This window comes from Pseudomonas taiwanensis, from assembly GCF_013393345.1.
In the GTDB taxonomy this organism is placed as follows: domain Bacteria; phylum Pseudomonadota; class Gammaproteobacteria; order Pseudomonadales; family Pseudomonadaceae; genus Metapseudomonas; species Metapseudomonas resinovorans_C.
In genome coordinates, this window is sequence record NZ_QJRF01000045.1 from 57,440 (window position 1) to 82,646 (window position 25,207).

Annotated in this window: 27 protein-coding genes; 15 read left to right on the forward strand and 12 right to left on the reverse strand. The window is 64.4% G+C overall.

The window, feature by feature from the left end; all coding sequences use genetic code 11:
• Positions 1–188 precede the first annotated feature (188 nt).
• A complete protein-coding gene (locus DM872_RS08825) occupies positions 189–1,145 on the forward strand; it encodes a GlxA family transcriptional regulator (RefSeq protein WP_373273695.1) in 957 nt (318 codons plus the stop codon).
• A gap of 31 nt (positions 1,146–1,176) precedes the next feature.
• Here the strand turns inward: DM872_RS08825 and DM872_RS08830 are convergent, their stop codons facing one another.
• Positions 1,177–2,106, reverse strand: a complete 930-nt coding sequence (locus DM872_RS08830; protein WP_179059116.1) for a LysR substrate-binding domain-containing protein — start codon at positions 2,104–2,106, stop codon at positions 1,177–1,179.
• Positions 2,107–2,429: 323 nt separating this feature from the next.
• On the opposite strand from DM872_RS08830, the gene DM872_RS08835 reads away from it, so the two are divergent.
• The 3 genes from DM872_RS08835 (at position 2,430) to DM872_RS08845 (ending at position 4,536) form a co-directional block, all read left to right on the forward strand.
• Positions 2,430–2,786 (forward strand): response regulator transcription factor, encoded by a 357-nt coding sequence (locus tag DM872_RS08835; RefSeq protein ID WP_179059117.1) that lies wholly within the window; start codon positions 2,430–2,432, stop codon positions 2,784–2,786.
• A gap of 243 nt (positions 2,787–3,029) precedes the next feature.
• Complete coding sequence (locus DM872_RS08840) at positions 3,030–4,232, forward strand: NAD(P)/FAD-dependent oxidoreductase (RefSeq protein ID WP_179059118.1); 1,203 nt, start codon at positions 3,030–3,032, stop codon at positions 4,230–4,232.
• A gap of 79 nt (positions 4,233–4,311) precedes the next feature.
• Positions 4,312–4,536, forward strand: a complete 225-nt coding sequence (locus tag DM872_RS08845) for a transmembrane sensor/regulator PpyR (RefSeq protein ID WP_179059119.1) — start codon at positions 4,312–4,314, stop codon at positions 4,534–4,536.
• Between the two features lie 246 nt (positions 4,537–4,782).
• On the opposite strand, the gene DM872_RS08850 is transcribed toward DM872_RS08845, so the two are convergent.
• The 6 genes from DM872_RS08850 to DM872_RS08870 form a co-directional block, all read right to left on the reverse strand.
• The gene (locus DM872_RS08850; protein ID WP_179059120.1) at positions 4,783–5,544 is read right to left on the reverse strand and encodes a TerC family protein; all 762 of its coding nucleotides are present in this window, start codon (positions 5,542–5,544) and stop codon (positions 4,783–4,785) included.
• Between the two features lie 172 nt (positions 5,545–5,716).
• A complete protein-coding gene (locus tag DM872_RS08855; RefSeq protein WP_179059121.1) occupies positions 5,717–6,088 on the reverse strand; it encodes a RidA family protein in 372 nt (123 codons plus the stop codon).
• 61 nt (positions 6,089–6,149) lie between these two features.
• On the reverse strand, positions 6,150–7,661 hold the full coding sequence (locus tag DM872_RS08860; RefSeq protein ID WP_256873339.1) for a BCCT family transporter: 1,512 nt from the start codon (positions 7,659–7,661) through the stop codon (positions 6,150–6,152).
• Between the two features lie 127 nt (positions 7,662–7,788).
• Complete coding sequence (locus tag DM872_RS30455) at positions 7,789–7,911, reverse strand: hypothetical protein (RefSeq protein WP_256873335.1); 123 nt, start codon at positions 7,909–7,911, stop codon at positions 7,789–7,791.
• Positions 7,912–7,939: 28 nt separating this feature from the next.
• A complete protein-coding gene (locus tag DM872_RS08865) occupies positions 7,940–8,926 on the reverse strand; it encodes a dipeptidase (protein ID WP_179059123.1) in 987 nt (328 codons plus the stop codon).
• A 13-nt stretch (positions 8,927–8,939) separates the two neighbouring features.
• Entirely contained in the window at positions 8,940–10,382 is a 1,443-nt protein-coding gene (locus tag DM872_RS08870) for an aldehyde dehydrogenase family protein (RefSeq protein ID WP_179059124.1), read from the reverse strand.
• Positions 10,383–10,475: 93 nt separating this feature from the next.
• Between DM872_RS08870 and DM872_RS08875 the strand changes: the two genes are divergently transcribed.
• The 3 genes from DM872_RS08875 (at position 10,476) to DM872_RS08885 (ending at position 14,015) form a co-directional block, all read left to right on the forward strand.
• On the forward strand, positions 10,476–11,381 hold the full coding sequence (locus tag DM872_RS08875) for a LysR family transcriptional regulator (protein ID WP_179059125.1): 906 nt from the start codon (positions 10,476–10,478) through the stop codon (positions 11,379–11,381).
• Positions 11,382–11,568: 187 nt separating this feature from the next.
• On the forward strand, positions 11,569–13,278 hold the full coding sequence (locus DM872_RS08880) for a hypothetical protein (RefSeq protein WP_218649177.1): 1,710 nt from the start codon (positions 11,569–11,571) through the stop codon (positions 13,276–13,278).
• Positions 13,272–14,015: a DUF3726 domain-containing protein gene (locus tag DM872_RS08885; protein WP_179059127.1), complete on the forward strand. Its 744-nt coding sequence runs from the start codon at positions 13,272–13,274 to the stop codon at positions 14,013–14,015. Before DM872_RS08880 ends, DM872_RS08885 begins: the two co-directional genes overlap by 7 nt.
• A 4-nt stretch (positions 14,016–14,019) precedes the next feature.
• On the opposite strand, the gene DM872_RS08890 is transcribed toward DM872_RS08885, so the two are convergent.
• A complete protein-coding gene (locus DM872_RS08890; RefSeq protein WP_179059128.1) occupies positions 14,020–15,528 on the reverse strand; it encodes a winged helix-turn-helix domain-containing tetratricopeptide repeat protein in 1,509 nt (502 codons plus the stop codon).
• 125 nt (positions 15,529–15,653) lie between these two features.
• On the opposite strand from DM872_RS08890, the gene DM872_RS08895 reads away from it, so the two are divergent.
• Positions 15,654–15,869, forward strand: coding sequence for a DUF1127 domain-containing protein (locus tag DM872_RS08895; protein WP_179059129.1), 216 nt, complete (start codon positions 15,654–15,656; stop codon positions 15,867–15,869).
• Positions 15,870–15,893: 24 nt separating this feature from the next.
• Positions 15,894–17,075: an MFS transporter gene (locus DM872_RS08900; protein WP_179059130.1), complete on the forward strand. Its 1,182-nt coding sequence runs from the start codon at positions 15,894–15,896 to the stop codon at positions 17,073–17,075.
• Here the strand turns inward: DM872_RS08900 and DM872_RS08905 are convergent.
• Entirely contained in the window at positions 17,072–17,602 is a 531-nt protein-coding gene (locus DM872_RS08905; RefSeq protein ID WP_179059131.1) for a winged helix-turn-helix transcriptional regulator, read from the reverse strand. The genes DM872_RS08900 and DM872_RS08905 overlap by 4 nt on opposite strands.
• A gap of 102 nt (positions 17,603–17,704) precedes the next feature.
• Between DM872_RS08905 and DM872_RS08910 the strand changes: the two genes are divergently transcribed.
• Together DM872_RS08910 and DM872_RS08915 are read left to right on the forward strand one after the other, a co-directional pair.
• Positions 17,705–18,328: an isochorismatase family cysteine hydrolase gene (locus DM872_RS08910; RefSeq protein ID WP_179059230.1), complete on the forward strand. Its 624-nt coding sequence runs from the start codon at positions 17,705–17,707 to the stop codon at positions 18,326–18,328.
• Between the two features lie 85 nt (positions 18,329–18,413).
• Entirely contained in the window at positions 18,414–19,979 is a 1,566-nt protein-coding gene (locus DM872_RS08915) for an aldehyde dehydrogenase (NADP(+)) (RefSeq protein ID WP_179059132.1), read from the forward strand.
• A 22-nt stretch (positions 19,980–20,001) separates the two neighbouring features.
• Here DM872_RS08915 and DM872_RS08920 read toward each other — a convergent pair whose 3' ends face one another.
• Positions 20,002–20,541 carry a cysteine hydrolase family protein gene (locus DM872_RS08920; RefSeq protein ID WP_179059133.1) on the reverse strand — a complete coding sequence of 180 codons (540 nt, stop codon included), beginning with the start codon at positions 20,539–20,541 and terminating at the stop codon, positions 20,002–20,004.
• Positions 20,542–20,678: 137 nt separating this feature from the next.
• Between DM872_RS08920 and DM872_RS08925 the strand changes: the two genes are divergently transcribed.
• The 4 genes from DM872_RS08925 (at position 20,679) to puuE (ending at position 23,801) form a co-directional block, all read left to right on the forward strand.
• Entirely contained in the window at positions 20,679–21,476 is a 798-nt protein-coding gene (locus DM872_RS08925) for an alpha/beta fold hydrolase (RefSeq protein WP_179059134.1), read from the forward strand.
• Positions 21,477–21,531: 55 nt separating this feature from the next.
• Positions 21,532–21,933 (forward strand): hypothetical protein, encoded by a 402-nt coding sequence (locus DM872_RS08930; RefSeq protein ID WP_179059135.1) that lies wholly within the window; start codon positions 21,532–21,534, stop codon positions 21,931–21,933.
• Positions 21,934–22,011: 78 nt separating this feature from the next.
• Positions 22,012–22,878, forward strand: coding sequence for a GNAT family N-acetyltransferase (locus DM872_RS08935; protein WP_179059136.1), 867 nt, complete (start codon positions 22,012–22,014; stop codon positions 22,876–22,878).
• Positions 22,878–23,801: an allantoinase PuuE gene (puuE, locus tag DM872_RS08940; protein WP_179059137.1), complete on the forward strand. Its 924-nt coding sequence runs from the start codon at positions 22,878–22,880 to the stop codon at positions 23,799–23,801. The genes DM872_RS08935 and puuE overlap by 1 nt, the downstream gene beginning before the upstream one ends.
• A gap of 4 nt (positions 23,802–23,805) precedes the next feature.
• Here the strand turns inward: puuE and DM872_RS08945 are convergent, their stop codons facing one another.
• Together DM872_RS08945 and DM872_RS08950 are read right to left on the reverse strand one after the other, a co-directional pair.
• A complete protein-coding gene (locus tag DM872_RS08945) occupies positions 23,806–24,765 on the reverse strand; it encodes an HlyD family secretion protein (protein WP_179059138.1) in 960 nt (319 codons plus the stop codon).
• Between the two features lie 3 nt (positions 24,766–24,768).
• Positions 24,769–25,119 (reverse strand): DUF3302 domain-containing protein, encoded by a 351-nt coding sequence (locus DM872_RS08950; protein ID WP_179059139.1) that lies wholly within the window; start codon positions 25,117–25,119, stop codon positions 24,769–24,771.
• Positions 25,120–25,207: the final 88 nt, after the last annotated feature.

Consider the following 25,207-nt stretch of genomic DNA (forward strand, 5'->3'; position numbering starts at 1 on the left):
TTTCCGACGACCGACCCTCGCGGATCGCTTGAAAAAAAACACTGCGACACATACTTCCCAATGCCATTCGAACAGTCACGGCGGAAACAATGGTCGGTCCTCCAGGCAGCGAAGGGACAACCCCACCCAGGGACAGCACATTCGACACCCAGGCTTCGACGTGGGACAGGCCTCGCGAAGTGGTGTTCGTGGCCTACCCGCAGATTGGGCTGCTCGACCTGACCGGTGCCCAGACGGTGTTCTGGGCCGCCACCAAGGCGCTGTCCGCGCGCCAGATGCCCGGTTACCAGCTGCGCACCGCCAGCCTCGAAGGCGGGCTGGTGCAGACCGTCGAAGGTCTGGCCGTAGACACCTCCCGACTCGATCAGCCCAGCGTTCCCCCGGCAGACACCCTCGTCGTTCCCGGCGCTCCGGGAATCTGCCTGTCCCTGGACAGCCACGGCGAACTGGTCGACTGGCTGTCGGGCGCGGCCCACCGCTTTCGGCGGGTCGCGGCGGTTTGCAGTGGCGCCTTCCTGCTGGCCAAGGCCGGCCTGCTCGATGGCCGACGCGCCGCCACCCACTGGGCCATGTGCGACACGCTCAAGGAGCGTTTTCCGGCCATTGATGTCGATGCCGACGCGATCTTCATCCAGCAGGGAACGGTGTGGACGTCGGCGGGCGTGAGCGCCGGCATCGACCTGGCACTGGCCCTGGTGGAAGCCGACTGTGGCCGCGAAGTGGCCATGCAGGTGGCCAGGGAACTGGTGGTCTACCTCAAGCGACCGGGTGGCCAGGCGCAGTACAGCACGCTGCTGCAGTCGCAATCGGGGGAAAGCGCGGCGTTCGACGACCTGCACCTGTGGCTGACGGAAAACCTGGGGGATGAAAGCCTGACGGTGGAACGCCTGGCTGAGCGCGCGCAAATGAGCCAGCGCAACTTCTCCAGGGTCTACAAGCTCAAGACCGGACGGACGCCCTCCAAGGCCATCGAACTGTTCCGCCTCGAAGCAGCGAAGCGCTTGCTGGAGAACTCCCCGCGCAATATCGAGCAGATTGCCCGGCTCTGCGGATTCGGCGACGAGGAACGGATGCGCTGTACCTTCCAGCGAAACCTGTCCATCTCTCCTCGCGACTACCGCAGCCGCTTCACGCGGGAACACTGATCGGTATCCCACCCGCCCCCGCCTTCGCCCCTCAGGCCGCAACCGATGCCTGCTCGGGCACCTTGCCGAGGTGACGGAAGAAGCAGGAACGCAGCCAGCGTTCACGCGGATCGTCGTGGCTCGCGCCGCGCCAGGCCATGGACAGGACCGGAGCCGGCAGCTCCAGCGGCGCGAACTCGGCGTGCATCCCGTGCAGCCGCGCCATGGCCTGGGCCACGTAGTCCGGCACGATGGCGACCATGTCGCTGCCGGCGAGCAGCCCCGGCAAGGCACTGAACTGCGGCACCGCCAGCACCACCTTGCGCTGGCGCCCCATTACACCCAGGACGTGATCGACATCATCGATGACGTTGCCCATCGAAGACACCACCACATGGGGCCGCGCGCAGAACTCGTCCAGTGTCAGGCGGCATGCCGCTGAATCGCCGCGCAGCAGCACCGGCTGCATCGGACGCAGCCGCTTGCAGTGGGAGCTGGCCGGCAGTCCCTGCGCCAGGCTGATGCCCACGGAAATCTCGCCCGTGGTGATCAGCTGGGGCAATTGCCACTGGTCCACCCGGCGCACCACCAGGGTGATGTTCGGTGCCTCGTCGCGCAGGTGCCTCATCAGCTGCGGGAGCAGCGCGTACTCGACATCGTCCGAGAGTCCGACATGGAATGCAGCGTCGCTGGTGAGCGGGTCGAACTCCTGGGAGCAACTCAGGGCCACTGCGATGCCGTCCAGGGCCGGTGCCAGCCGGGCATGGATTTCCTCCGCCCGCGCGGTCGGCTCCATCACCCCGCCGGTGCGGATGAACAGGGGGTCGTTGAACATCGAGCGCAGTCGGGCCAATGCACTGCTGACCGTCGTCTGGCCGATGAACAAGCGCTCTCCGGCACGAGTGACGTTGCGCTCACGCATCATGGTCTCGAAGACAACCAGCAAGTTGAGGTCGGCACGCCGCAGGTCATTTCTGTTCATGATGTCCGCCGCCTGGTTAATGGGTCTTTTACAACTTTCCCTGCACCTCCGGAGTTACCGGAAGCCAATGAATGAGTAGCGCCAGATTATTCGAGGTTCCGGGAACAATTCATTTGTACGTCAGTGCAGATGAAGTATCCCTTCGGGACGTGCACTTGTACCTGAGTATCATGCGTCGACGGGTAACTCCGAAGTGCTTGACCTCAAGGGGCGGAGACTATACGTAGGTATACTTCTCGACGTTATGAGACAGCGTATCTTGAAATAACGACAGGCCGCCGCAACGAGCGACCCCACATGACGCAGATACTCAGGTGCGCAATATGGCTGTTATTGCAGTCGTCGATGATGACGAATCAATCCGTACGGCGCTGGAAAGCTTGTTGAGGGCCAGCGGCTACCAGGCCAGAACCTATTCCGACGCCTTGGAGTTCCTCGGCTCCAGCGGCCCGGCCGAAGCGCACTGCCTGATCTCCGATATCCAGATGCCGGGCATGTGCGGCGTCGAGATGCATGAAAAACTCATCGCGATGGGTTTTCGGATTCCCACCATCTTCATCACCGCCTACCCGGGCGCCATTGGCCCCGATACGTCCGGAATGGTCGCCTGCCTCCCCAAGCCCTTCGAAGCCGACACACTGCTGAACTGCATCGAAACCGCCCTGCGCGAGCGCCCCTGAGAACATCCGGAAGTTCCTGGGCGCATTCGACTTATACCTAGGTATATATCAATTCGACTGACGCATAATTCTGCTGACCCTATGTAGAAGTGCGCCAGTAGATATCCATCGATAGCATGTAACCACAGCGGACGATCCGATACAGCGAATATGGGAACCCAGTATCAATGGACCTGTAATCGTCACGCCGGAGTTGGAAAAACAACATCAATTTTATTGGGCACTTCTTTCGAGGAGCACTTCATGAAACAACAAATTCTGGTTGTGGGCGCAGGTTTCGGTGGACTCTGGAGCGCGTTGAGCGCCGCACGTTTGCTGGACAAACATGATCGCAACGATGTGGCAATCACCCTGCTCGCACCCCAGGCCGAACTGCGCATCCGTCCGCGCTTCTACGAGCCCAACGTCCACGCCATGTTTGCGCCGCTGGATGCCCTGTTCGATTCGGTTGGTGTGCGTTTCGTCAAAGGCACTGCAGAGCGCATCGATGAGCAGGCCAAGACCGTCGGCTACAGCGACGAGGCTGGCCGCCAGCAGGAGCTGCACTACGACCGCCTGGTCCTGGCGACCGGCAGCCAACTGGCCCGCCCACCGGTTCCTGGCCTGGCCGAACACGCCTTCGACGTCGACCAGATCGAATCCGCAACGCGCCTGGAACAGCACCTGAAGTCTCTCGCGGAGCGCCCCTACAGCCTGGCTCGCAATACCGTGGTGGTCGCCGGCGGCGGCTTCACCGGTATCGAGACGGCCACCGAAATGCCGGCGCGCCTGCGCGAGGTACTGGGTAACGACCAGGATATCCGCGTGATCGTCATCGACCGCGCCCCGCAGATCGGCGCCGCCCTCGGCGACGGGATTCGCCCGTCGATCGTCGAAGCCTCCGATCACCTCGGCATCGAGTGGGTGCTCGGCACCAGCGTTGCCGCGGTGGACGCCAATGGCGTCACCCTCGCCGACGGTCGCCATATCGAGAGCCATACGGTGATCTGGACCGTCGGCTTCCGGGCGAGCCCGTTGACCGAGCAGCTGTCCAGCGTGCGCGATGGCCAGGGCCGGTTGCATGTGGACGCAAACCTCAAGGTGCTCGGCCAGGACAACATCTTCGCCGCCGGTGATGTCGCCTATGCCGCCACCGACGACATCGGCAACTTCGCTGCCATGTCCTGCCAGCACGCAATCTCTCTCGGTCGCCATGCCGGCAACAACGTCGCCGCCGACATCCTCGGCGTGTCGCCCACGCCCTACCGCCAGCCCAAGTACGTGACCTGCCTGGATCTGGGTGCCTGGGGCGCGGTGTTCACCGAAGGCTGGGACCGTCAGCTCAAGCTGGTGAAGGCCGAAGCCAAGGAGCTCAAGACCCAGATCAACACGATGTGGATCTACCCGCCGGCAGCCGATCGCACCGCCGCCCTGGCAGCCGCCGACCCGATGATTCCGGTGGCCTGATCACCCTGCATGGACCCGGCGTCCGTGACTCCGTCACGGACGCCCTTGGTAGGCCGCAACCCCTGCCGGAGCATTGGATATGTTCGCTTTCTTCGAATCCCCCCAGCGCGTCTACTTGCTTGGCAGCCAGCTGCTGGTCAGTGGCATGGCCATGCTGGTGACAGGAGCCCTGCTGGCCTACGTCTTCGACGCATTCCTCTCCATGGGCTGCCTGGTGCTGGCGCACCTGCTGACACTCCTTGGACCGATCGCGATCAAGCTCGGCTACGTGGTTCGCCTGCACGCGCAATCCCGCCTCAGCTGATTACTCCCTGGGCGGGGACGCTGGCTCTAGTCCCCGCCTGCTTCGCCCGCCAACACTCGTGTTGGCGGGCTTTTTTCATTTGGCACCGTCCCCGTAGGAGCACAGCACACTCGCTCTTCCGCTTCATACGCTGACTTGTCGCCCAACTGCTTTATCCCTGGGCAGGCGCCGCCCTTGTAGGAGCGAGCTTGCTCGCGAATGGTCGGCTCGGAAGGTTCGCGAGCAAGCTCGCTCCTACACAAAGCATCACTCGCCCATCATGTCCTTGCGCAGCTTCACCGGGTCTGCCGACTTGCGACCGCGAGCCGCGCGGGCGCGGATGTTGAGGGCTTCGACGGCCAGGGAGAAGGCCATGGCGAAGTAGACGTAGCCCTTGGGCACGTGAACGTCGAACGACTCGGCGATCAGCACCGTGCCGACCACCACCAGGAACGACAGCGCCAGCATCTTCAGGCTCGGGTGCCGGTCGATGAAGGCGCTGATGGTGCCGGCGGCGAGCATCATCACCAGTACGGCGGCGACGATGGCGGCAACCATCACAGGGACGTTGGAGACCATACCAACGGCAGTGATCACCGAATCCAGCGAGAAGACGATGTCGATCAGGGCGATCTGGATGATGGTGCCAATGAAGCCCCCGGCCAGGCTCCGTGGCTCGTCGGCTATTTCATCCTCGCCTTCCAGCCCCTGGTACATCTCGCTGCTGCTCTTCCAGAGGAGGAACAGGCCTCCGAAGAAGAGAATCAGGTCACGCCCGGATATCCCCTGCCCGGCCACCTCGAACAGGTCGTTGGTGAGCCGCATGATCCAGGAGATGGAAAGCAGCAGCAGGATGCGGGTGACCATCGCCAGAGCGAGGCCGAAGAAGCGCGTGCGCGCCTGCATATGCAGCGGCATCCGCCCCACAAGGATGGCGATCATGATGATGTTGTCGATGCCGAGGACGATTTCCAGCGCGGTCAACGTGAAGAAGGCCACCCATATTTCCGGGTTGAGCAACCATTCCATCCCAAGCTCCCAGGTCAGGCCATATGGCGAAAATGGGTACGAGCGCCGGTCCGCTCGTGACGGAAAAGCGCTCGTACCAGGATCAAGCGTAGTAGGAGTCGCCGCCGGGACAATCGGCGAGCGGTAAACCAGTCCTCCGGGATCACCGGAACGGACCGGAGACAGCGGTCGTTCAGGCCACCGCGTAGACCACCAGTTCCACGAGCATCTCCTCGCGGGCCAGCCCGGCCACCACCATTGCGGCGCGGTTCGGATAGGGCGCGGCGAAGTACTCGGCATAGACCGCATTCACGGTTGCCAGGTAGCTGCGGTCGGTCACGTAGATCAGCACTTGGGTCACGGCCTCCAGGCCGAGCCCTGCGCACGCCAGGGTGTGCTTGAGGTTGTCGAGGGTCTGGCGCGTCTGGGCCTCGATGCCCCCATCCACCACACGTCCCTCGACGTCGATGGGAATCTGCGCCGTATACAGTGTCCCGTTACCGATCACGGCCCACTCCAGCGGTGCCTTGGACGGATACAAACGGGTACTGACGGACTGTTTCATTGGGCTCTCCAGCATCGGAAGAAAAAAGGAGGGGCGATGGGCATCGCACCCTCCCAAGGGACTAGACCTGCTGCTCCCGGGCCAGTCGCCGCGCGATCTGCGGGGCGTTCCACAGCGCCGGGAGGATCAGCAGGGAGACCGGAACGGCGGTGATGACGATGAAGGATTGCAGCGCCGAGACCCCGCCGGAACCGATGGTGATCAGCACCACCGCCGCCAGCCCCATGCCGATGCACCAGAAGGCGCGCAGCCACTTCTTCGGCGAGTCGTTGCCGGACATCGCCAGGGCCACGGTGTAGGCCATGGCATCACCGTTGGTGGCCACCGAAATGAAGCTGAGGAACAGGAACAGCGCGGAGACCAGCCCCGCCAGCGGCAGGCTCTGGGTCACGCCCAGCAGCATGGCTTCGGGCTGGGTGCCGTGGCTGGTGACGATACCGGGGGTCTGCAACTCCAGGCCGATGCCGGTGCCACCCACCACGGTGAACCAGAACATGGTGACCAGTGGGGCGATGATCGACAGGGTCAGGATGATCTGGCGGATGCTACGGCCCCGGGAAATCTTGGCGACGTACAGGCCCATCATCGGCGCATAACCGATGAACCAGCCCCAGTAGAAGACCGTCCACCAGTCGAGCCATTTCGGATCGGCGCGGTACAGGGTCATGGGCAGGAAGTGCTCCAGCTGCAGGCCGAAGGCCACCGGGAAGCCGGACAGGATGAACAGGGTCGGTCCCGCGACGATCATGAACAGCGCCAGGCCGATCATCAGCCAGACGTTGATCTCGCTGACCATGCGGATGCCGTTCAGCCCCACCAGGCAGGACGTGGTGTACATGACCGTCACCAGGATGATGGTGATGGACTGGGTCAGCAGGTCGTTTGGCAAGCCCCAGACGGCATTCAACGCATTGCTGATCTGCAGGCCGAGGAAACCGATCGGGCCGATGGTGCCGGCCACCACCGCGATGATCGACGTGGCATCGGCGAGGTTACCGATCGGCCCTTTCAGCGCGCGCTCACCCAGCAGCGGGTACAGCAACGTGCGCGGTGCCAGCGGCAGGCCCTTGTCGTAGTGCAGGTGCATCAGCACGATCGCCAGCAGGCTGCCGAGCACGGCCCAGGCGAGGAAGCCCCAGTGCACGAACGACTGGGCCAGCGCCACATGGGCTGCCTGCTCGGTGTTCGGCTGTACGCCGGCGAACAGGGGTGGCGGGCTGGCGAAGTGCATCAGCGGTTCGGCGGCTGCCCAGAAGGCGCCACCACCGGCGAGCAGTGCGCACATGATCACGGCGATCCAGTTGAACGTGCTGGTATCGGGCTTCCGGTCGATGCCACCCAGGCGGACGCGGCCGCACTTGCTGAAGCCGATGCCCAGGCTGACCAGGAAGGTCGCCAGCATCAGGAGCTGCCAATAGAAACCGAAGACTTTCGTCGACCAGGCGAACAGCGTGTTGACCAGCGCGGAAACCGCATCGATATCCACCAATGCAGCGATCAGGAAGGCGAGCAGGAAGCCGCCGCTGATGACGAACAGGGGCAAGTCGATGCCTTGTAGTGCCGAGCACTTCATCGGTTCGCTGCCTACGGTCTGGGTCGGGAACAATTTCATGATGCCTCCAGGTTGTTGCGCTGGCTCCCCCGATTCGAACTCGGCGGAGCGATTGACCATGGGTTCTGGAACGAAGCGGAGCGGAGCGTCAGCACGGTGGCCGCGTTTCGCTCATGCCCTCCGGAGGCATCGGGTTCTGGAAATCAGGGATCGGGCGCAGGCCATCTCCAGGCTGGGAGAAGGTCGAGGCTCCTTTCTTGTTCTTGTTCATGGCGTCCTCACGTGTGGGTATCAGGGATTCATGGCTGAGGCGCGGTTCCGCGCTCCAGCAGGTCGAGCCAGTTCAGGCCCATGATCTTGCGCACCTCGTCCTCGGCGAAGCCGCGTTCGCGCAGGCCTCGGGCAATGACGGGGAAGTCGCGGCTATCACGGAACCAGTGCAGCGGTTCCGGCCAGTCGGCGTTGTCCGCCGAGCCTTCGCCGTAATCCTTGGCCTTGCTCCAACGGCCGTTGCGCATCCACTCCAGCACCTGCAACGGCTGCTGCTGGCAGAGGTCGGTGCCGATGCCGATGTGGTCGATTCCCATCAGGTCCGCGGTGCGCGCGACCATGTCGCAGAACTCGCCGAGCTGGCACTGCGAACCACCGCGAAGATGGAAGGGATAGGTGCTGAAGCCGAGCAGGCCGCCCGATTCGGCAATGCCGCGCAGCACCGCGTCGGATTTGTTGCGCTTGGCCGCATGGAAGCTGGTGGGGTTGGCGTGGGAGATGATCACCGGCCGGCTCGACAGCTCGATCGCCTCCAGGGTGCTGCGCTCGGCGCTGTGTGACATGTCGATGATCATGCCGACACGGTTCATCTCCTCGATCACCTGGCGACCGAAGCGGCTGATGCCGTTGTCCTCGCGTTCGTAACAGCCCGAGGCCAGCAGGCTCTGGTTGTTGTAGGTCAGCTGCATGATGAAGACCCCGAGCTGGCGGAAGATCTCCACCAGGTCGATGTCGTCCTCGATGGGCGAGCAATTCTGGAAGCCGAAGAAGATCCCGACGCGCCCTTCCTGATGCGCGAGGCGAATGTCCGAAGCCTGCCGCACAGGCCGGATCAGGTCCGGGAAGGCCTCGAAGCGGCGATTCCATTCGCCAATGCGCGACAGGGTTTCGCGCGCGGTCTCGTGGTAGGCGATGGTGGCGTGGACGGCGCTGAGCCCGCCTTCGCGCATCTGCCGGAACAGCTCGGGGCTCCAGTTGGAGTACTGCAGGCCGTCGATCATCAGAAGCTCTTGCATGGCGCTCTCTCCCTCAGGGACGCACATAGACGGTCTTGACCACCGTGTAGAAATCGCGGGCGTACTGCCCCTGCTCGCGGGGACCGAAACTGGAATCCTTGCGACCGCCGAAAGGCACGTGGTAGTCGGTGCCGGCGGTGGGCAGGTTGACCATCACGCAGCCGGTGTTGGCGCGGCGCTTGAAGTCGCTGGCGTATTTCAGCGACTGGGTCATGATCCCGGCGGTGAGGCCGAATCGCGTGTCATTGAGGATGGCCAGCGCCTCCTCGTAATCCCGCGCCTTGATGACGCAGGCGATCGGGCCGAACACTTCGTCGCGGTTGATGCGCATGTCGTTGCGGGTGTCGACGAACAACGCGGGGCGCATGTAGAAGCCCTCGTGCTCTTCGGCGATGCGCTCGCCACCGCAAACCAGGCGCGCGCCTTCTGCCTTGGCCTCCTCGATATAGCGAAGGTTCTGCGCCAGCTGGCGCTCGTCGATCACCGGGCCGATCTGCACGCCTTCACGCAGCGGGTGCCCGACTTTCAGCTGCCCCATGCGCTCAACCAGCGCTTCGACGAAACGATCATGAATGCCCTCGGTGACGATCAGCCGGGACGAGGCCGTGCACTTCTGCCCAGTGCCGAAGAAGGCACCATTCGCCGCGCATTCCACCGCCAACGCCAGGTCGGCGTCGTCGAGCACGACCAGGGCGTTCTTGCTGCCCATTTCCAGCTGGCAGCGCACGAAATTGGCGGCCGTAGCGGCGGCGACCCGGCGCCCGGTTTCCACCGAGCCGGTGAAGCTCAGGGCATTGATCCCGGTGGAGTGGATCAGGCGTTCGCCGACCTCGGCGCCACTGCCCATGACCAGATTGAAGGTGCCGGCCGGCAGGGCCTGGCGGGAGATGATCTCGGTCAGCGCCCAGGCGCTGGCCGGTACGGCATTCGCCGGTTTGAATACCACGGCGTTGCCGAAGGCCAGGGCCGGAGCGATCTTCCAGGCGGCCGTGGCCATCGGGAAGTTCCAGGGGGTGATGATGGCGACCACGCCGACTGGCTCACGACGGACTTCGATCTCCACGCCGGGTCGCACCGAATCCGCCGTCTCGCCCAGCTGGCGCAGGACCTCGGCGGCGTAATAGTGGAAGAACTGCCCGGAGCGATAGACCTCGCCGACGCCCTCGGCCAGGGTCTTGCCCTCTTCCCGCGACAGCTGTTCGCCCAGTTCGACCTTGCGTGCGATCAGCTCATTACCGATCGCCATGAGCACCTGGTAGCGCTCCTCCAGTCCGCTCCGTGCCCAGATTTGCTGGGCCGCGCTGGCGGCATGAATCGCATCATCCACCTGGCGGGCATCGGCCTGGGTGTAATGACCCACGACGTCGTCGACGTTCGCAGGGCTCCGGTTGGCAATACTCGAGCCGCCCTCTACCCAGGCGCCATCGATGTAGTTGCTGAAAGTCTTGCTGGACATGTGCACCTCCGTTCTCGCTTTGAGCGCATGGTAGGTGCCGTCTCAGATAAACTAAAATTAGTTGTAAATATTGATTGATAAGGAAAACTTACCATGCTGCCGGACCTGAAAGTCGTGCAACTGCGTCACTTCGTCTGGGTGGCCGAGCTCCAGGGTTTCCATGCGGCAGCCGAGCGGGCGCACCGCACCCAGCCAGCCATTTCGCTGTCCATCCGCGACCTCGAAGGCAAGCTGGGCCAACCTCTGTTCGAGAAGCGCAATGCCCGCGTCACCAAGCCGGACCTGACGCCCTTCGGCACCCAGTTCCTCGCCTATGCCAAGGAACTGATCGAGCACCATGATCGCGTGGTGCGCGACATGAGCCTGATCGCCCAGTACAAGTCCGGCCATCTGCGTATCGCCTCCGTGCCGTCGATTGCCAGCCGCCTGCTGCCGGACATCCTCACGCGCTTCATCGGCGATGCCACGGACCTGCACGTCAGTCTGTTCGACGACAATTCCGAGGCGGTCCTGACCATGGTCGAGAACCAGCAGGTGGACTTCGGCATCTCCAGCCTCTGGGAAACCGAGAGCGATATTCGCTTCATCCCGATCTGGGAAGACAGCATCGGCGTGGTTTGCCGCCAGGATCATGCGCTGGCGGCCGAGGAGCAGATCGGCTGGCAGCAACTGCGCGGGGAACGCCTGATCGCCAATGGCACCTCGCGTCTGCTCACCGGTACCAGTGCCGAGGAGCTGGTGGCCGATTCGCAGTTCTATATCTCCAACATGATTTCCCTGCTGGCCATGATCGAAGCGGGCATGGGCATTACTACCCTGCCCCGCTTCGCCTTCCCCGCTGAACCGGGTCAACTGTGCTTCATCCCCCTGGCCGACCCGCTGGTGACGCGCGATATCGGCATCGTCCGCCTGGCCAACCGCTCCCTGCCGGTGGCCGCCCAGGCGCTGTTCGAGTTCATCCTGCGGGACAACGAACTCGAGCCGGACGACTGGCGATAACTATGCTGATCGATCAAACCACTTGAATAAGGATTCCTTATCGGACGATAGGGCGATCTGAATTGCTCGGGGAGGCCCGCTGTCCCACCATCGACGGCAGACAAATAACAAGCCGCTCCCGGTCGCCAGCCGGCCCAGGTATGCGGTTACGCCAGTTGAGGGCCCAAGAATGAGTACCCCTTCAATCATGGATTCCGGCTTGCCCGAAGCCGCGAGCCTGCCCATGCGCCCCGCCAGCCTGGTCATGGACCTGGAACGGCTCGGCAGCCTGCATCAGAGCCGCCTGAGCTTCATGCGCAGCCTGGTCCGCAGGATCATGCGCGAGCGTTGGCAGATCGAGCCGCAGCGCTTCGATCTGGATGCCGACGGCTACGGCACGGTGATCTATCGGATTCGCACCCGCAGCGACCTGTTCAGCTTTGTCCTGTTCTCGCAGTACCTGGCGCCGGAAAAGCGCAACGACCGCGTCATCGCCAGTGAATGGGACCTGACCATGGCGCTGTGTGAAGGCGAAGTGGACGACGCCTATGTGGACTACCTGCGCCGCAACGTGCCGCTGCAGGAAGCCGGCCGCCTCGACGCGAAAGTGATGGTGCTGTCGCGGGCCAACCGCAGCGTGCGCAATTTCGACAGCGTGGTGGACGCCCTGGCCCAGGGCCGGCAGCCGGAGATCGCCCAGATCGCCAAGGTCGGCTACCTGTATCGCACGACGGCCGTCTACGGCAGCGGCAAGCTGGGCATGGCCGATTGGGAGAAGGTCAGCCGCAAACACCCGGATTTTGCCCGGCCGTTTTCCGCCGAGATGTTCACCTGCTTCATGCTGCGCAACTTCAGCCTGCAACAGGCCGAGCACATTGCCCGACGTCGCTCGCCGACCACTTCGGTGCCCTTCGAGCCGGCGATCAAGCGCTACTTCGGCATCGGCAACTCCACCGGCCTGGGCATGGCACCCTATCTGATCAACCACCCGCAGCTGATCAGCCGCTGGATCGAAATGCGCGAACTGGCCCTGGCCCGCATTCTCGCCACCCACCCCGTGACACCCGCACGGCTTGCCCGCTTCCCGCAGCTGGTTGACCGGGCCATCCGCCATATCGAGGAAACCTTCACCGAAGACGAGTGGCAGACCGGCAACAACCAGCGCGTGCTGAGCGATCTGCGCAGCCTGCACGACTGGCTCGGCCAGGCACCGCTGGACTCCTGGCAGGCTCTGCAGGAATGGGCCCTCGGCCATGCGAGCCTGCAAGGCCAGGAGCTGATCAACTGCATCCTGCTGGAACTGCACCCTGAACTGGTGGATGAACTGGAGGACCGCCTGGCCCTGCCGGAACAACTCCAGTTGCAACCGGAGATGGCCGCCCAGCAGCTGAAAGCCCTGATCGAGAGCTGCTACGACTGGGCGCTGGCCATCGACTTCGAGGCGGATGGCGCGCAGGAAACCTTCTGGTACCGCTCCGAAGAGAAACAGGAACCGCGCCTGGGCAGTTGCAGCCTCGACGAAGGCAAGGAAAAGCAGATGCCGCTGGGCATCGGCTACCTGGTCCAGCAATGCCATCGGCATCTCGTCGGCTACCTGGCGCAGCATCCGCAGCACAACGTCGCCCGTTTCCTGCTCTGCCATCCGGAACAGCGCAGCATCGTCCGCCGTATCCAGGGCATGGCAAACACTCACTACGGTGAAATCCGCGCCAACCTGCTGGACCGCGACGTCCTGCCCATGCACCTGCTGCGCTGCAAGCTGTCGTTCTTCGGGGTGAGCAAATTCGACCCCCGCTCGCGCCTGTGGGTCCGTAACACCATGTTCCAGGGCGCGCCCGTACTGGAGGACATCGGCCAGCCTTTCGACGATGACTGGTTCCTGCCGCTCGCCCCTATCCAGGAGAAAGATCGATGCTGATTTCCGCCAATGAACTGACTTCCCTGCTCAAGCGGGTGTTCGAGGGCATGGGTTACACCCCGGGGCACTACGAAGACGCGGCTGCCCTGGTCGGTTGGCTGCAACTGCACGGCGAGGACGGCCTGGGCGAGCTGGAACGGGCACTGGATTTGGTGGCCGACCGTAATCGAGCCGCGGCCGAATTGCTGGCCGAGGGCACCGGCAGCCTGGTCGCCGACTGTCACGGACGCAGCGCCCTGAACTGCCTCCCGGCACTGCTGGAACTGGCCTCTGTCCAGGCCGTTGAGCAGACCTCGCTCCGCGTCGAAGTGCGGAACTGCCATAACCGCAAGTTCATCCTCAAACTGCTTGGAGACTGCGCGCGGCGCGGGCTTTGGGTCCAGGCCAGCTGGGAGAATGGCCACGCACCGGTACTCAGCCACATCGCCCGGATCGAACCTGGTGCAGCCTACCCGACCTTCCTGACCCACGAGCTTGCACAGGGTGCGCCTCGGGCGAGTCGCCAATCGCTACATCTGATCCTCGGTACACCCGCACGGCCGCAACCGGCAGGCGAGGCAGAGGTTCAGCAGAGTGAGCGATTGGTGACCCCCGATGACTTCGCCCTCGCCCGCGAACAGGCCCTGGAAAACGGCATGGAGATTTCTCCCGCGCTCTGGCAACGCCTCAACGGGCTCGCCGAAGCGGTGTTGGTGGAAAGCTCCGAACGCTCCCGCAGCGGTGCCGGTGGGCGCTGAGGGGTCACTCCGGAAGGCCGGCCTTGCGGTAGCCATCGACAAAATGCGCCAGCGTCGCGGCGTCGCGGAATGGCTCCGTCGCAGCCCAATGGCCGATGGTGAAATACGGGTTGCCGACGAGGAAGAGTTCGACTTCCGCGCGCGCCTCGTCTAGCCGGCCCAGTTGAGCGAGGCTTGCCGCGAGGAAGCGGCGTGAGCTGGTGCGGTAGGTTTCGTCCCTGCGCAGTGTCTCGACCGCCGCTGCGTAGTCGCCGGCCGCATATTGCGCCTGGCCGAGTGTCAGGTAGTACCAGCTTGCCGGGAACGGGTTGAGGCGGAACGCCTTGCGAATGAACTCAAGGCCCTCCTCCACCCGCCCGGCCAGGACCGCGACGTCGGAGAGCGCCGCCCAGGTGTCGGCCTCGTTGGGGTCGAGTTCGAGCGACTTGGCGAACTGCGCATCCGCCTCGGCAAAACTGCGCGCATAAGTCAGCAGGTAGGCCAGGACCCAGCGACTGCCGGCATCGTCGGGATCGATTGCCACGGCCTTGCGCGCCAGTTCCAGGGCAAGGTTGCGGTCAGGCTCCGTGGGGCCGCCGCTGTGCACCCAGCCCATCCAGTGGTTCACCGCAAGCCAGCGATAGGCCTCCGCGTAGTCGGGGTCGAGCGAGACCGCGCGGGCGAGCATCAGGTGCGCCTCCTGTGCCGTCTGTGGTGAGTCATCCATCAGTTTGCGCGCCCGCACGCAGAGGTCGTAAGCCTCGAGATTCCCAGGCCGCTTGCGTGGCGGCGCTGTGCGAAGGCGGCCGAGCAGCGCTTCCACGATCTTGCCGGTGACCTCGTCCTGAACCGCAAAGATATCGTCCAGGCTGCGGTCGAAGCGCTCCGCCCACAGGTGTTCGCCACTCAGCGCATCCACCAACTGAGCGTTGATGCGTACGCGCCCCGCGGCGCGCCTTGCGCTCCCCTCCAGCAGGTAGCGCACGCCAAGGTCTTCGGCGATTTGGCGCACGTCCATGGCCTTGCCCTTGTAGGCAAAGGCCGAGTTGCGTGCGATGACGAACAGGCCGGGAATCCTCGACAGATCGGTTGTCAGGTCCTCGGTCATCCCGTCGGCGAAGGATTCCTGCTCGGGATCGTTGCTGACGTTGATGAAGGGCAGCACGGCGATCGAGGGCTCGCTGGGCAGCGGTAAGGGTGTTCGCTTGATGCCGCCAAGCCGTTCGACGGCTCCGCAGAAGCGGTAGCCGACGCGCGGAACCGTGGCGATCCATTGATCACCCTCGGCGGGAGGACCCAGCAATTTGCGCAACTGCGCGATCTGGACGCTGAGGTTGCCTTCTTCCACGATCAGCCCCGGCCACGCTGCGTCCAGCAACTCGGCCTTGCCGAGGATGTCGCCGGACCTCGCGACCAGAGCGGCCAGCAGTTTCAGTGCGCGGTAGCCGATGGCAATGGGGACATCGTCCCGAAGCAATGTCCCCGCGCCGACATCGAGCACGAAAGGACCGAAGGCAAAGCGCGATCCCTGCATATGGCGCACCTGTAACCGTTTGGAAGTTTTCAGAACTATTTGGGGGCGCTTAAGTACGACGCTGTACGTACCCTGGAGAATTCTCCTGCGGGTCGAGGTCTTTCTCGAACCCCAAGGAGGTTGTCATGAACGATACTCCCCACCTGTGGCCGGCGGAAGCGCCGCGCCGAGCCGAAAAACTGGCGACCTTGCGATACATTTTCGCCACCTGGGAGGCGCGCAAACGCTTTCGCGGGGAACTTGAACGAATGACGAAGGCCAATCCTCATTTGATCGCCGACATCGGGCTGACCCGGCATCAGGCCGAGGCGGAGATCGCCAAGCCTTTCTGGCAGGAATGAGGTGAATGCCGCGATGAGGTCCGCATGACGGCCAACAGCACGATATCCGCACGAGGGGACAGGATTCCCTGGGCCGCGCTGGCCGGCATCATCGCGACCGTCTCGGTGTTCGCCCTGGCGCAGGGGCTCACCTACCCGTTGCTCAGCTTCATCCTCGAGCGGCAGGGAACGACGCCAGCGCTGATCGGCTTGTCGGCGGCGATGACGCCGCTGGGTTTCATCCTGTCCTCGCCCCTGATCCCGGCACTGGTGCGGCGAGTGGGCGGAGGACGGCTCGCCATCCTGTGTTCCGTGCTGGCCGCGCTCAGCCTTATCGCGATTGCCTGGACCCAGCAGGTCTGGGCCTGGATGCCGCTGCGCTTCCTGCTCGGCTTCTTCGCCAACCCGCTCTATGTGATCAGCGAAACCTGGCTGATGGCGATCACGCCCGCCGCTCGGCGCGGTCGAATCCTCGGGCTCTACTCATCGATCGTTTCGGCTGGCTTCGCCCTCGGCCCCTTGTCCCTTGGCATGGTCGGCACGCAAGGGTGGCCGCCCTTCATGGTCGGTATCGTGGCCTTCCTGCTCTGCGGCCTGATCGTGCTGGCGGTGGTGCCGCGCCTGCCGAAGACATCGCATGAAGGTGAGGCAACCTCGGTCGGCGGCTTCGTCGCCCTGGCGCCGCTCCTGCTGTTCGCGGTTTTCGCGGCAGCCGCGTTCGAGCAGATACTGCTTTCCCTGTTCGCGGTTTACGGCGCCGCGTTCGGCAATACGGATGAACGCATCGCTTCGCTCATCACCTGCTACATCGCGGGCAATGCAGGGCTGCAGATCCTGCTCGGCCGCGTGGCCGAAAAGGCTGGCTCGCGGCGGACCATGCTGGTCTGCGCCCTGGCGTCGCTGGCAGGCTGCCTGCTGCTGCCATCGGCCTTGAACTCCTGGCTCGTCTGGCCGTTCGTTTTCGTCTGGGGCGGGTTCGCGTTCGGGATCTACACCATGTCGCTGATCCAGCTCGGCGAGCGTTTCACCGGCCAGACCCTGATGGCCGGGAATGCGGCCTTCGCATTCGGCTGGGGCGTTGGCGGCCTGGTGGGTGCTCCCGTGACCGGGCTGGCAATGCAGCTGATCGGGTATCAGGGGATGCCCTTGTCCCTCGGCCTGCTGTGCGGTGTGCTGGCGGTGTTCCTGCTGGTGGGGAAGCATCGCCGCAACGACACGCGAACCTAGCCACCCTTCTGCTCAGAGGCGGCCGCTCCCCGGGCAGCCCGAAACGCCTCGCGCCGTTCGTTGCGTTCCTCGGCATAGGCCGGGTTCTGCTCGCCGCTCAGGTCTTCCCGCCGCAGGACTTCGCCACAGCCGTCGCACAGCGGCCCCAGGCCGGCGGGCTTTCCGCATGTCTTGTGGGTGAAGTGCACGGCGACCCCCTCCTCCGCGGCCTTGCACCACTGCTCACCCCAGGCACGCAGGGCAAGGATCACGGGATAGAAGGCCTCGCCCTTGGCGGTGAGCTGATACTCGTAGCGTACCGGCCGCTCGTTGTAGCGCGTGCGCAGCACCAGGCCGTCCGCCTCCATCTGCTTCAGGCGAGTGGCGACCATCTGCGGCGTACCGCCGGTCTGCGCCTGGATCTCGTCGAATCGACGGTTGCCCATGAACAGTTCGCGCAAGACCAGCACCGTCCAGCGGTCGCCCACCAGGTCCTCGGCGCGGGCAACCGGACACAGCGTCTCGGCGAATTTTCTCGGGCTTGACATGGCGTCTCCGGGGGGTGATTTTGTAAATATGATTTTCATAGTGATAACGGACAAAGTCAATCCAGGGAGCAATGGACATCCCCTAATCACGAGGACCCCATGATGTCGAACACCCCCTATCCCATCGACAAGACCGCCTACCTGCTGGTCGACCCTTACAACGACTTCCTCTCCGAAGGCGGGCGCATCTTTCCCCTGATCGAACCCATAGCCTCGGAAGTCGGCCTGCTCGACAACCTGCGCACGCTCGACCGTGCAATCCGCGAGCGCGGCATTCCGGTGTTCATCGTGCCGCATCGGCGCTGGGAGCCGGGTGACTACGAAAGCTGGGACCACCCGACGCCCACCCAGTGCAAGATCATGCACGGCCATCACTTCGCCCGTGGCGAATGGGGCGGCGAGTGGCACCCGGATTTCGCGCCCCGTGAAGGCGACACCATCATCTCCGAACACTGGGGCTCCAGCGGCTTCGCCAATACCGACCTGGACTTCCGCCTCAAGCAACGGGGCATCAGCCACGTCATCATCGTCGGCCTGCTGGCGAACACCTGCATCGAAGCGACTGCCCGTTTCGCCTCGGAACTCGGCTACCACGTCACGCTGGTACGCGATGCCACCGCCGCCTTCCGCCACGACATGATGCATGCCGCCCACGAGCTGAACGGCCCCACCTTCGCCCACTCCATCGTGACGACGAACGAGCTCATCGCGAACCTCGCCAACTGACCGTCACGCCGGGTCGCCGCCGCTCCAGGCGGCGGCGCCTCGCGTCGAAACGACGCCATTCCCCGCATCATCAGGTGACAAAGAGATGGATTTGACAGGAAACCTCATCATCGGCGCCCGCGACGTGCCCGCCAGTCAAGGCGTCATGAAGGCGCTCGATCCCGCGACCAACCAGCTCATGGAACCGGACTTCGCCTTCGGCGGCGTGCAGGAGGTGGACCAGGCCGCCACCCTGGCCGACGAAGCGTTCGACAGCTACAGCCACAGCACGCTGGCAGAACGGGCGGCCTTCCTCGAACGCATCGCCGACAATCTGGAACAGGCCCGCGAGGTGCTGGCGGCCCGTGCCGCGTTGGAAACCGGACTCCCCGAGGCGCAGCTGCAAGGCGAAGCAAGCAAGGCCGCCACACAGTTCCGCCAGTTCGCCGATGTGGTGCGCAAAGGGCGCTTCCTCCAGTTGTCGATCGATCCAGCCCAGCCCGATCGCCAGCCGCGTCCGCGCATGGACCACCGGCTGCAGAAGATGGCGACCGGTCCGGTAGCGATCTTCGGCGCGAGCAATTTCCCCATCTCGTATTCGGTCGCCGGTGGCGATACGGCCTCGGCGCTGGCGGCCGGCGCAACGGTAGTGGTGAAGGCCCACAACGCCCACCCCGGCGCGTCTGAAATCATGGCGCGCGCCATCCGCAAGGCCGTGCGCGAGAGCGGCCTGCACGAAGGTGTCTTCTCGATGCTCCGTGGCAGCGGAAACACCATCGGCGAGGACCTGGTGGATCACCCGCTGATCAAGGCCGTGACCTTCACCGGATCGGAAGCGGGCGGCATGGCGTTGTACCGCCGCGCCCAGCAGCGCCCCGACCCCATTCCCGTTTTCACCGAGATGACCAGCGTCAACCCGACCTTCATCCTGCCGGGTGCCGTGGCCGAGCGCGGCCGCGTGATCGGCGATGGTTTCATCGAACGCATGCTGGCCAATGTGGGCCAGGCCTGCCTCAAGCCGGCGATTCTTATCGCGATCGATGGCGCGGGCTTCGCCAAACTGCGCGAGGCCATGGTCACTCGCCTGGAGATAGCCCCCGCGCGCACCCTGCTCACGCCGGGCATCCACGCGTCCTATGTCAGCGGCCTCGATGGCCTGGAAGCCGCCGGCGCCCAACGCATCGCCGAAGGCGCGGTGACCAGCGCCGACCTGGATGGCCGCGCCACGCTGTTCGAGGTGGATGGCGAGCGTTTTCTCGCCGAGCCCCGGCTCGCGGAAGAGGTCTTCGGGCCAGTGGCGCTGCTGGTGAAGGTCGGAGATGTGGAGCAAATGCTTGCCGTGGCCCGTTCGCTTCGCGGCCAGCTGTCGGCAACCCTGCACCTCGAAGCCAGCGACTCGCCCCTGGCTCGCCGTTTGCTCCCCGTCCTCGAAAGACGTACCGGGCGCATCGTGGTCAACGCATTCGCCCATCCGCAGGAAGTGTCCTTCGCGTCCGTGCATGGCGGCCCGTTCCCGGCCACGTCCGACAGCCGCTTCACCTCGGTGGGCATGACGGCGATCGAACGCTTCCTGAGGCCGGTGTGCTACCAGGGCTTCCCGGACGAACTGCTGCCCGAGGCACTACGCGAGGGCAACCCTCTGCAGCTGCCGCGCATTGTCGATGGCCAGTAAGCGATAGCGCCCGCGGACGCGATCAGCCCTCGATCTGCACCCGCTCTGCGGGCACCACCTCCGCCCGCACACCGAAGCTCGACATGCTGCCGAGCACCGCATTGTGGTGGGCGATGATCTGCGCGGCGCTGATGGCGGCGTTGTCGAGGGTCGAGTGGGCGTCCGCCGGCAGCACCACTTCGTAGCCCAGCGCCAAGGCGCGGCGCACGGTGGTATCCACGCAATAGTCCGTCTGCAGGCCGCAGATGATCAGGCGCTGGATTCCCTGCTGCTGCAGCACTTCCTGCAGTTCGGTCTGGTGGAAGGAGTCCGGCGTGGTCTTGCGCACGCGAATGTCACTGTCCGCCACAACCAGGTCGTCCGCCAATTGCCAGGTCTCGCTGCCGTAGAGGAAATAGGCTTCGGGCTCCTCATGCTGGATCACCACCACGGGCAGCCCGGCGGCCCGCACCTTGGCGCTGAGGTCATTGATGGTGGAGATCACACGGTCGATCTCGAAAGCGGCGTACTCGCCGACGCTGATGGCGCGTTGGACGTCGATGATCAGGAGAGCGGTTTTCATGGGCAGCAGTCCCTGCAGAATTGAAAGGCGAAGCTTAGGACGGGGCGGCAATCCAGACCAGAGACTGAGTCAACCTTCTACCGCTACCCGGATATTTTCTGGCAACCTGCAGGCCGATCATCGTGTTGGAGTCACCCGTGCCAAGCCCCAGCCACCATACACAGGACCTGCACATCGACAGCCTGCACGGCCGTCTGTTCGTTCGCCTCTGGAGTCCTGCCCACCTCAGCCCGTCCTTCGACGAGCCGCCCATCGTCCTCTTCCACGACTCCCTCGGCTGCGTCGAGCTGTGGCGTGAATTTCCCAGCAAACTTGCCGCGATCAGCGGCAAGACGGTCGTGGCCTACGACCGGCTGGGCTTCGGCCGCTCGGACGCGAATCCACGCGAACTGTCGCGCGGATTCGTCGGCGACGAAGCCGAACAGGCCTTCCCGACCCTGAAGGATCATCTGGGCATCGGCCAGTTCATCGCCTTGGGCCACAGCGTCGGCGGTGGCATGGCAACCCATTGCGCCGCGCGCCACCGCGAAGACTGCCTGGCGCTCATCACCGAGTCGGCCCAGGCGTTCGTCGAAGACCGCACCCTGCAAGGCATTCGTGAAGCCAAGGCCGGATTCCAGCAGGACGGCCAGATCGACCGCCTGGCGAGATACCACGGCGACAAGGCCCGCTGGGTGCTCGATGCCTGGACCGAAACCTGGCTGTCACCCGAATTCGCCGACTGGACTCTGGAAGCCGAGATCGACCGCCTGGACTGCCCGGTACTGGCCATCCATGGCGACCTGGACGAATTCGGCTCCGACCTGCACCCGCAACAGATCGCACGGCTGACCGACGGGCCGTCGCGGGTCCTGCTCATCGATGATTGCGGCCATGTACCTCATCGCGAAAAACCGGAGATCGTCCTGCAGGCCGTAGCGGAACTGCTGCGTTGAACCGGACCCGGGCGCCGTTGGCACCCGGGCCTTCGGCTGACTATGATCGGAAGCCATGACGCCCACTCTCCCCACCCGCCAACCCTGCCCTCCCGGTGCCTGCAACTGCGGGCGTGAGGAGTTGCTGGAGTCGCCAGGTGCCGATGTACGCATCCTGCTGCTGACCCGCCAGGAGGAGAAGCGCCTGCTGGAGCGGCTGGAGAACATCCAGAGCCTTGCCGACCTGGAACACATGCAGCGGCGCATATACGAGCAGCTCGGGGTGCGCCTGCATATCGCCCCCGGCTTCAACGAAGTGCGGAGCATGCGCGGAATCGATATCGAGATCGACGAACTGCCCGGCCTCTGCCGCAAGACCCGCCAGTCCATCCCGGCGGCCATTCGCCGGGGCCTGGAGCTGCACCCGGAAATCGCCTACCGCCTGCTGGACTCCCACGACCTCCTGCGCGACGCCTGACGTCCGCCCGGCGGCCTGGCCGCCCTCCTCGCTTGGCGCTATACCGATAGCGTCCACCTCCTCCGAGGAGTTCCCGTCATGCCTATCCCGCTGGTTATCCGCAACATGCTGCGCCCCGAGTTGGACGAACTGGTTGGCTGGGCGGCGCGCGAAGGCTGGAATCCGGGCCTGCACGACGCCGAGTTGTTCTGGGCGAACGACCCGGAAGCCTACATAGCGGCGGACCTGGACGGCGTGCTGATCGGTGGCGGCGCCATCACCTCCTACGCGGGTGAGTTCGGCTTCATGGGGTTCTTCATCATCCGCCCGGAATTTCGCGGGCGCGGACTCGGCGACATCCTCTGGCACGCACGCCGCGACCGACTGCTCACCCGCCTCAATCCAGGTGCCGCCATCGGCATGGACGGCGTGTTCGCCATGCAGGACTACTACGCCAAGGGTGGCTTCGTGTTCTCCCATCGCAACCTGCGGTTCCAGACGCAGGTCGCCGAGCCACCGGAATGGGCGCCCGACGAAGAGATCCTGCCGCTTGCCGATTTCCTCCTGGACGAAGTGCAGGCCTACGACCGCCTCTGCTTCCCTGCACCCCGAGCCCGCTTCCTGCAAGACTGGATCAGTCAGCCCGAGGCCCTCGCCCTGGGTTGCCGGCGCAATGGCCGGCTGGCCGGATTCGGGGTCATCAGGCGCTGCCTCGCGGGTTGCAAGATCGGCCCGCTGTTCGCCGAAGACACCAGCGCGGCCGAAGCCCTCTTCGCGCAGCTGAGCGAGTTCGCCATCGATGGCCCGCTATTCCTCGATGCCCCGGAGAACAATCCCGATGCCATGGCCCTGGTGCAGCGACATGGCATGGAGGAAGTCTTCGGTTGCGCCCGGATGTATCTCGGGCCATTGCCCGCCGTCACCCAGCACCGGGTCTTCGGCGTCACCACCTTCGAGCTGGGCTGATGGTCGAGCGCGACCTGCTCGGTTACGGCGGCAAGCCACCTCATCCGCGCTGGCCTGGCGATGCGAGGGTGGCCGTGCAGTTCGTACTGAATGTCGAGGAAGGTGCCGAATCCTGTGTGCTCAACGGCGATGGCCAGTCAGAGGCTTACCTGCACGAGCTTCCTGGCCGGCCGGCGCGGATCGGCGAGCGGGACCTCAGTGTCGAAGGCCTTTACGAATACGGCTCCCGTGCGGGTGTCTGGCGCATCCTCGAGCTGTTCAACGAACGCCGACTGCCGCTGACCGCGTTTGCCGTGGGTCGCGCCCTGGAACTGGTGCCGCAGATCGGCCATGCCCTGCATGCGGGTGGCCACGAGGTGGCCGGGCACGGTTATCGCTGGCTGGACTATCGCGACGTGACCGAGGACGAGGAACGTCGCCACATTCAGCGGACCATCGAACTGATCGAGCGCATCTGCGGCCGCCGCCCGTTGGGCTGGTACACCGGCCGGGTCAGCGCCAACACCCGCCGCCTGCTGCGCGAGGAAGGCGGCTTCCTCTACAGCTCGGATGCCTACAACGATGACCTGCCCTACTGGCTTCCCGGCGCACCGCCGCACCTGATCATCCCCTACACGCTGGTCAACAACGATGCCCGCTACCTGATGCCCCACGGCTTCGCATCGGGGCAGGACTTTTTCCAGCAGTTGAAGGATGCCTTCGACTACCTCTGGCGGGAAGGCGCACGGCAACCCAGGATGATGAGCGTCGGCCTGCACGGCAGGATCAGCGGCCATCCCGCACGCGCCATGGCGCTCGCGCGATTTCTCGACCATGTGCGGGAACATGAAGGCGTCTGGGTGTGCCGCCGCGAAGAAATCGCCTGGCACTGGATGACCGTGCATGGATACCAGGCGGGCCACCCTGGAGGCAGCCCGCCTTAGCCGATCAGTGGAACGGGAAGATGTAGTTCATCCAGGCCGCCATGCGCAGCAGAATCTTGCGCATGATCGCCACATGGTGGAAATGCTTGCTGTAGAGCGCCGCCTGGCCATAGGAGCCACCCGGCATCACAGCGGCGTACTGCGCGTAGTCCGGGTCGGTGATTTCGATGAACACCGGCACCCGGCCCGGTGGCGGTGACCCGGTGAAGCTGATCAAGGTGCCGGACGGTTGCACCTGACCTTCGCCGATCACCGGAATCACCTGCTTCACCTCGCCCTTGAAGACGCGGCCGGGAATGCCGTCGAAGGCCACTTCCGCCTCATCGCCAGTGCTCAGGCGCAATTGGCTGTTCTGCCGCATCCAGGCGATGAAATAAAACCCTTCGTCAGGAATGAAGACCATGGAGGGGCGCAGCGGCAACTTCACCGCCCGGACGCCCGGACGCAGGGACACGTGGGAGACGAAGCCCTTGCTCGGCGCCCGCACCACGGTGTTGTCGAGGTCGAACTGGGCGATGTTCAGCTGCGCCTGCAAGTCGTCGACTCGTGCGGTGGTGAGGTCCACGTCGCGGCGATTGCCGACATTGCGTGCTGCCAGTTCACGGGCGCGGGACTGGTCGGCGCGGGCCGAAACCAGCTGTGCCTTGATGGACTTCAACTTGTTCTCGAACGGTGTCGGGTCGATGCGGAACAGCACGTCACCCTTCTCCAGCGGCTGGTTGGCCTTGACCGGCACCTCGATCACCTGGCCCGACACCTCGGGCACGATGGGCACCGAGACGAAGTAGGTCCGCGCCACCTCCGAATAGGGGTGGTTGTAGTTCATCAGGAAGATCAGCGCGCCGATCAGCACGATGCCGCCGAGCACGGCGGTGGGCACGCTCCACTTGTTCAGCGGGATCTTGAATATCTTGAAGATGGCAACGCAGAACGCCGTATAGGTGAGGATCAGTAACAGGTCCATGGCTCAATCCCCCTTCTCGTCCTGGATGACCGGCGCGCGACCTTCGAGCTGGTCGATGCGCTGACGCAGTTCCGCCAGTTCCTTTGCCAGGTCAGCGTTCTGGGCGGAGCCAGGCTTGCCGTGGTCGAAGCCCCAGCCACGATCCTCGCGGTACAACATGGCCCAGATCCACAGGAACGGCCACAGCGCGTGGAGGGTGAACAGGCTCACCCAGCCGGCGGCGTGGATGGCGTCCTGGTGCGGGTGGTTACGGTGTACGGCGATTTCGTAGGGAATGTCGTGGAGCACGATGATGCCGTAGAACAGCACGATCCCCACGAAAAAGAGAACGCCCAGCGCGAAGTAATCAAGCATGTTGTTATGTCCTGAAGGACGGCCTTCACAACATGAAGCAGGCACGTCGGTAAATCCGAAAACGGTATCGCCGCCGCCCGCAAAAGCG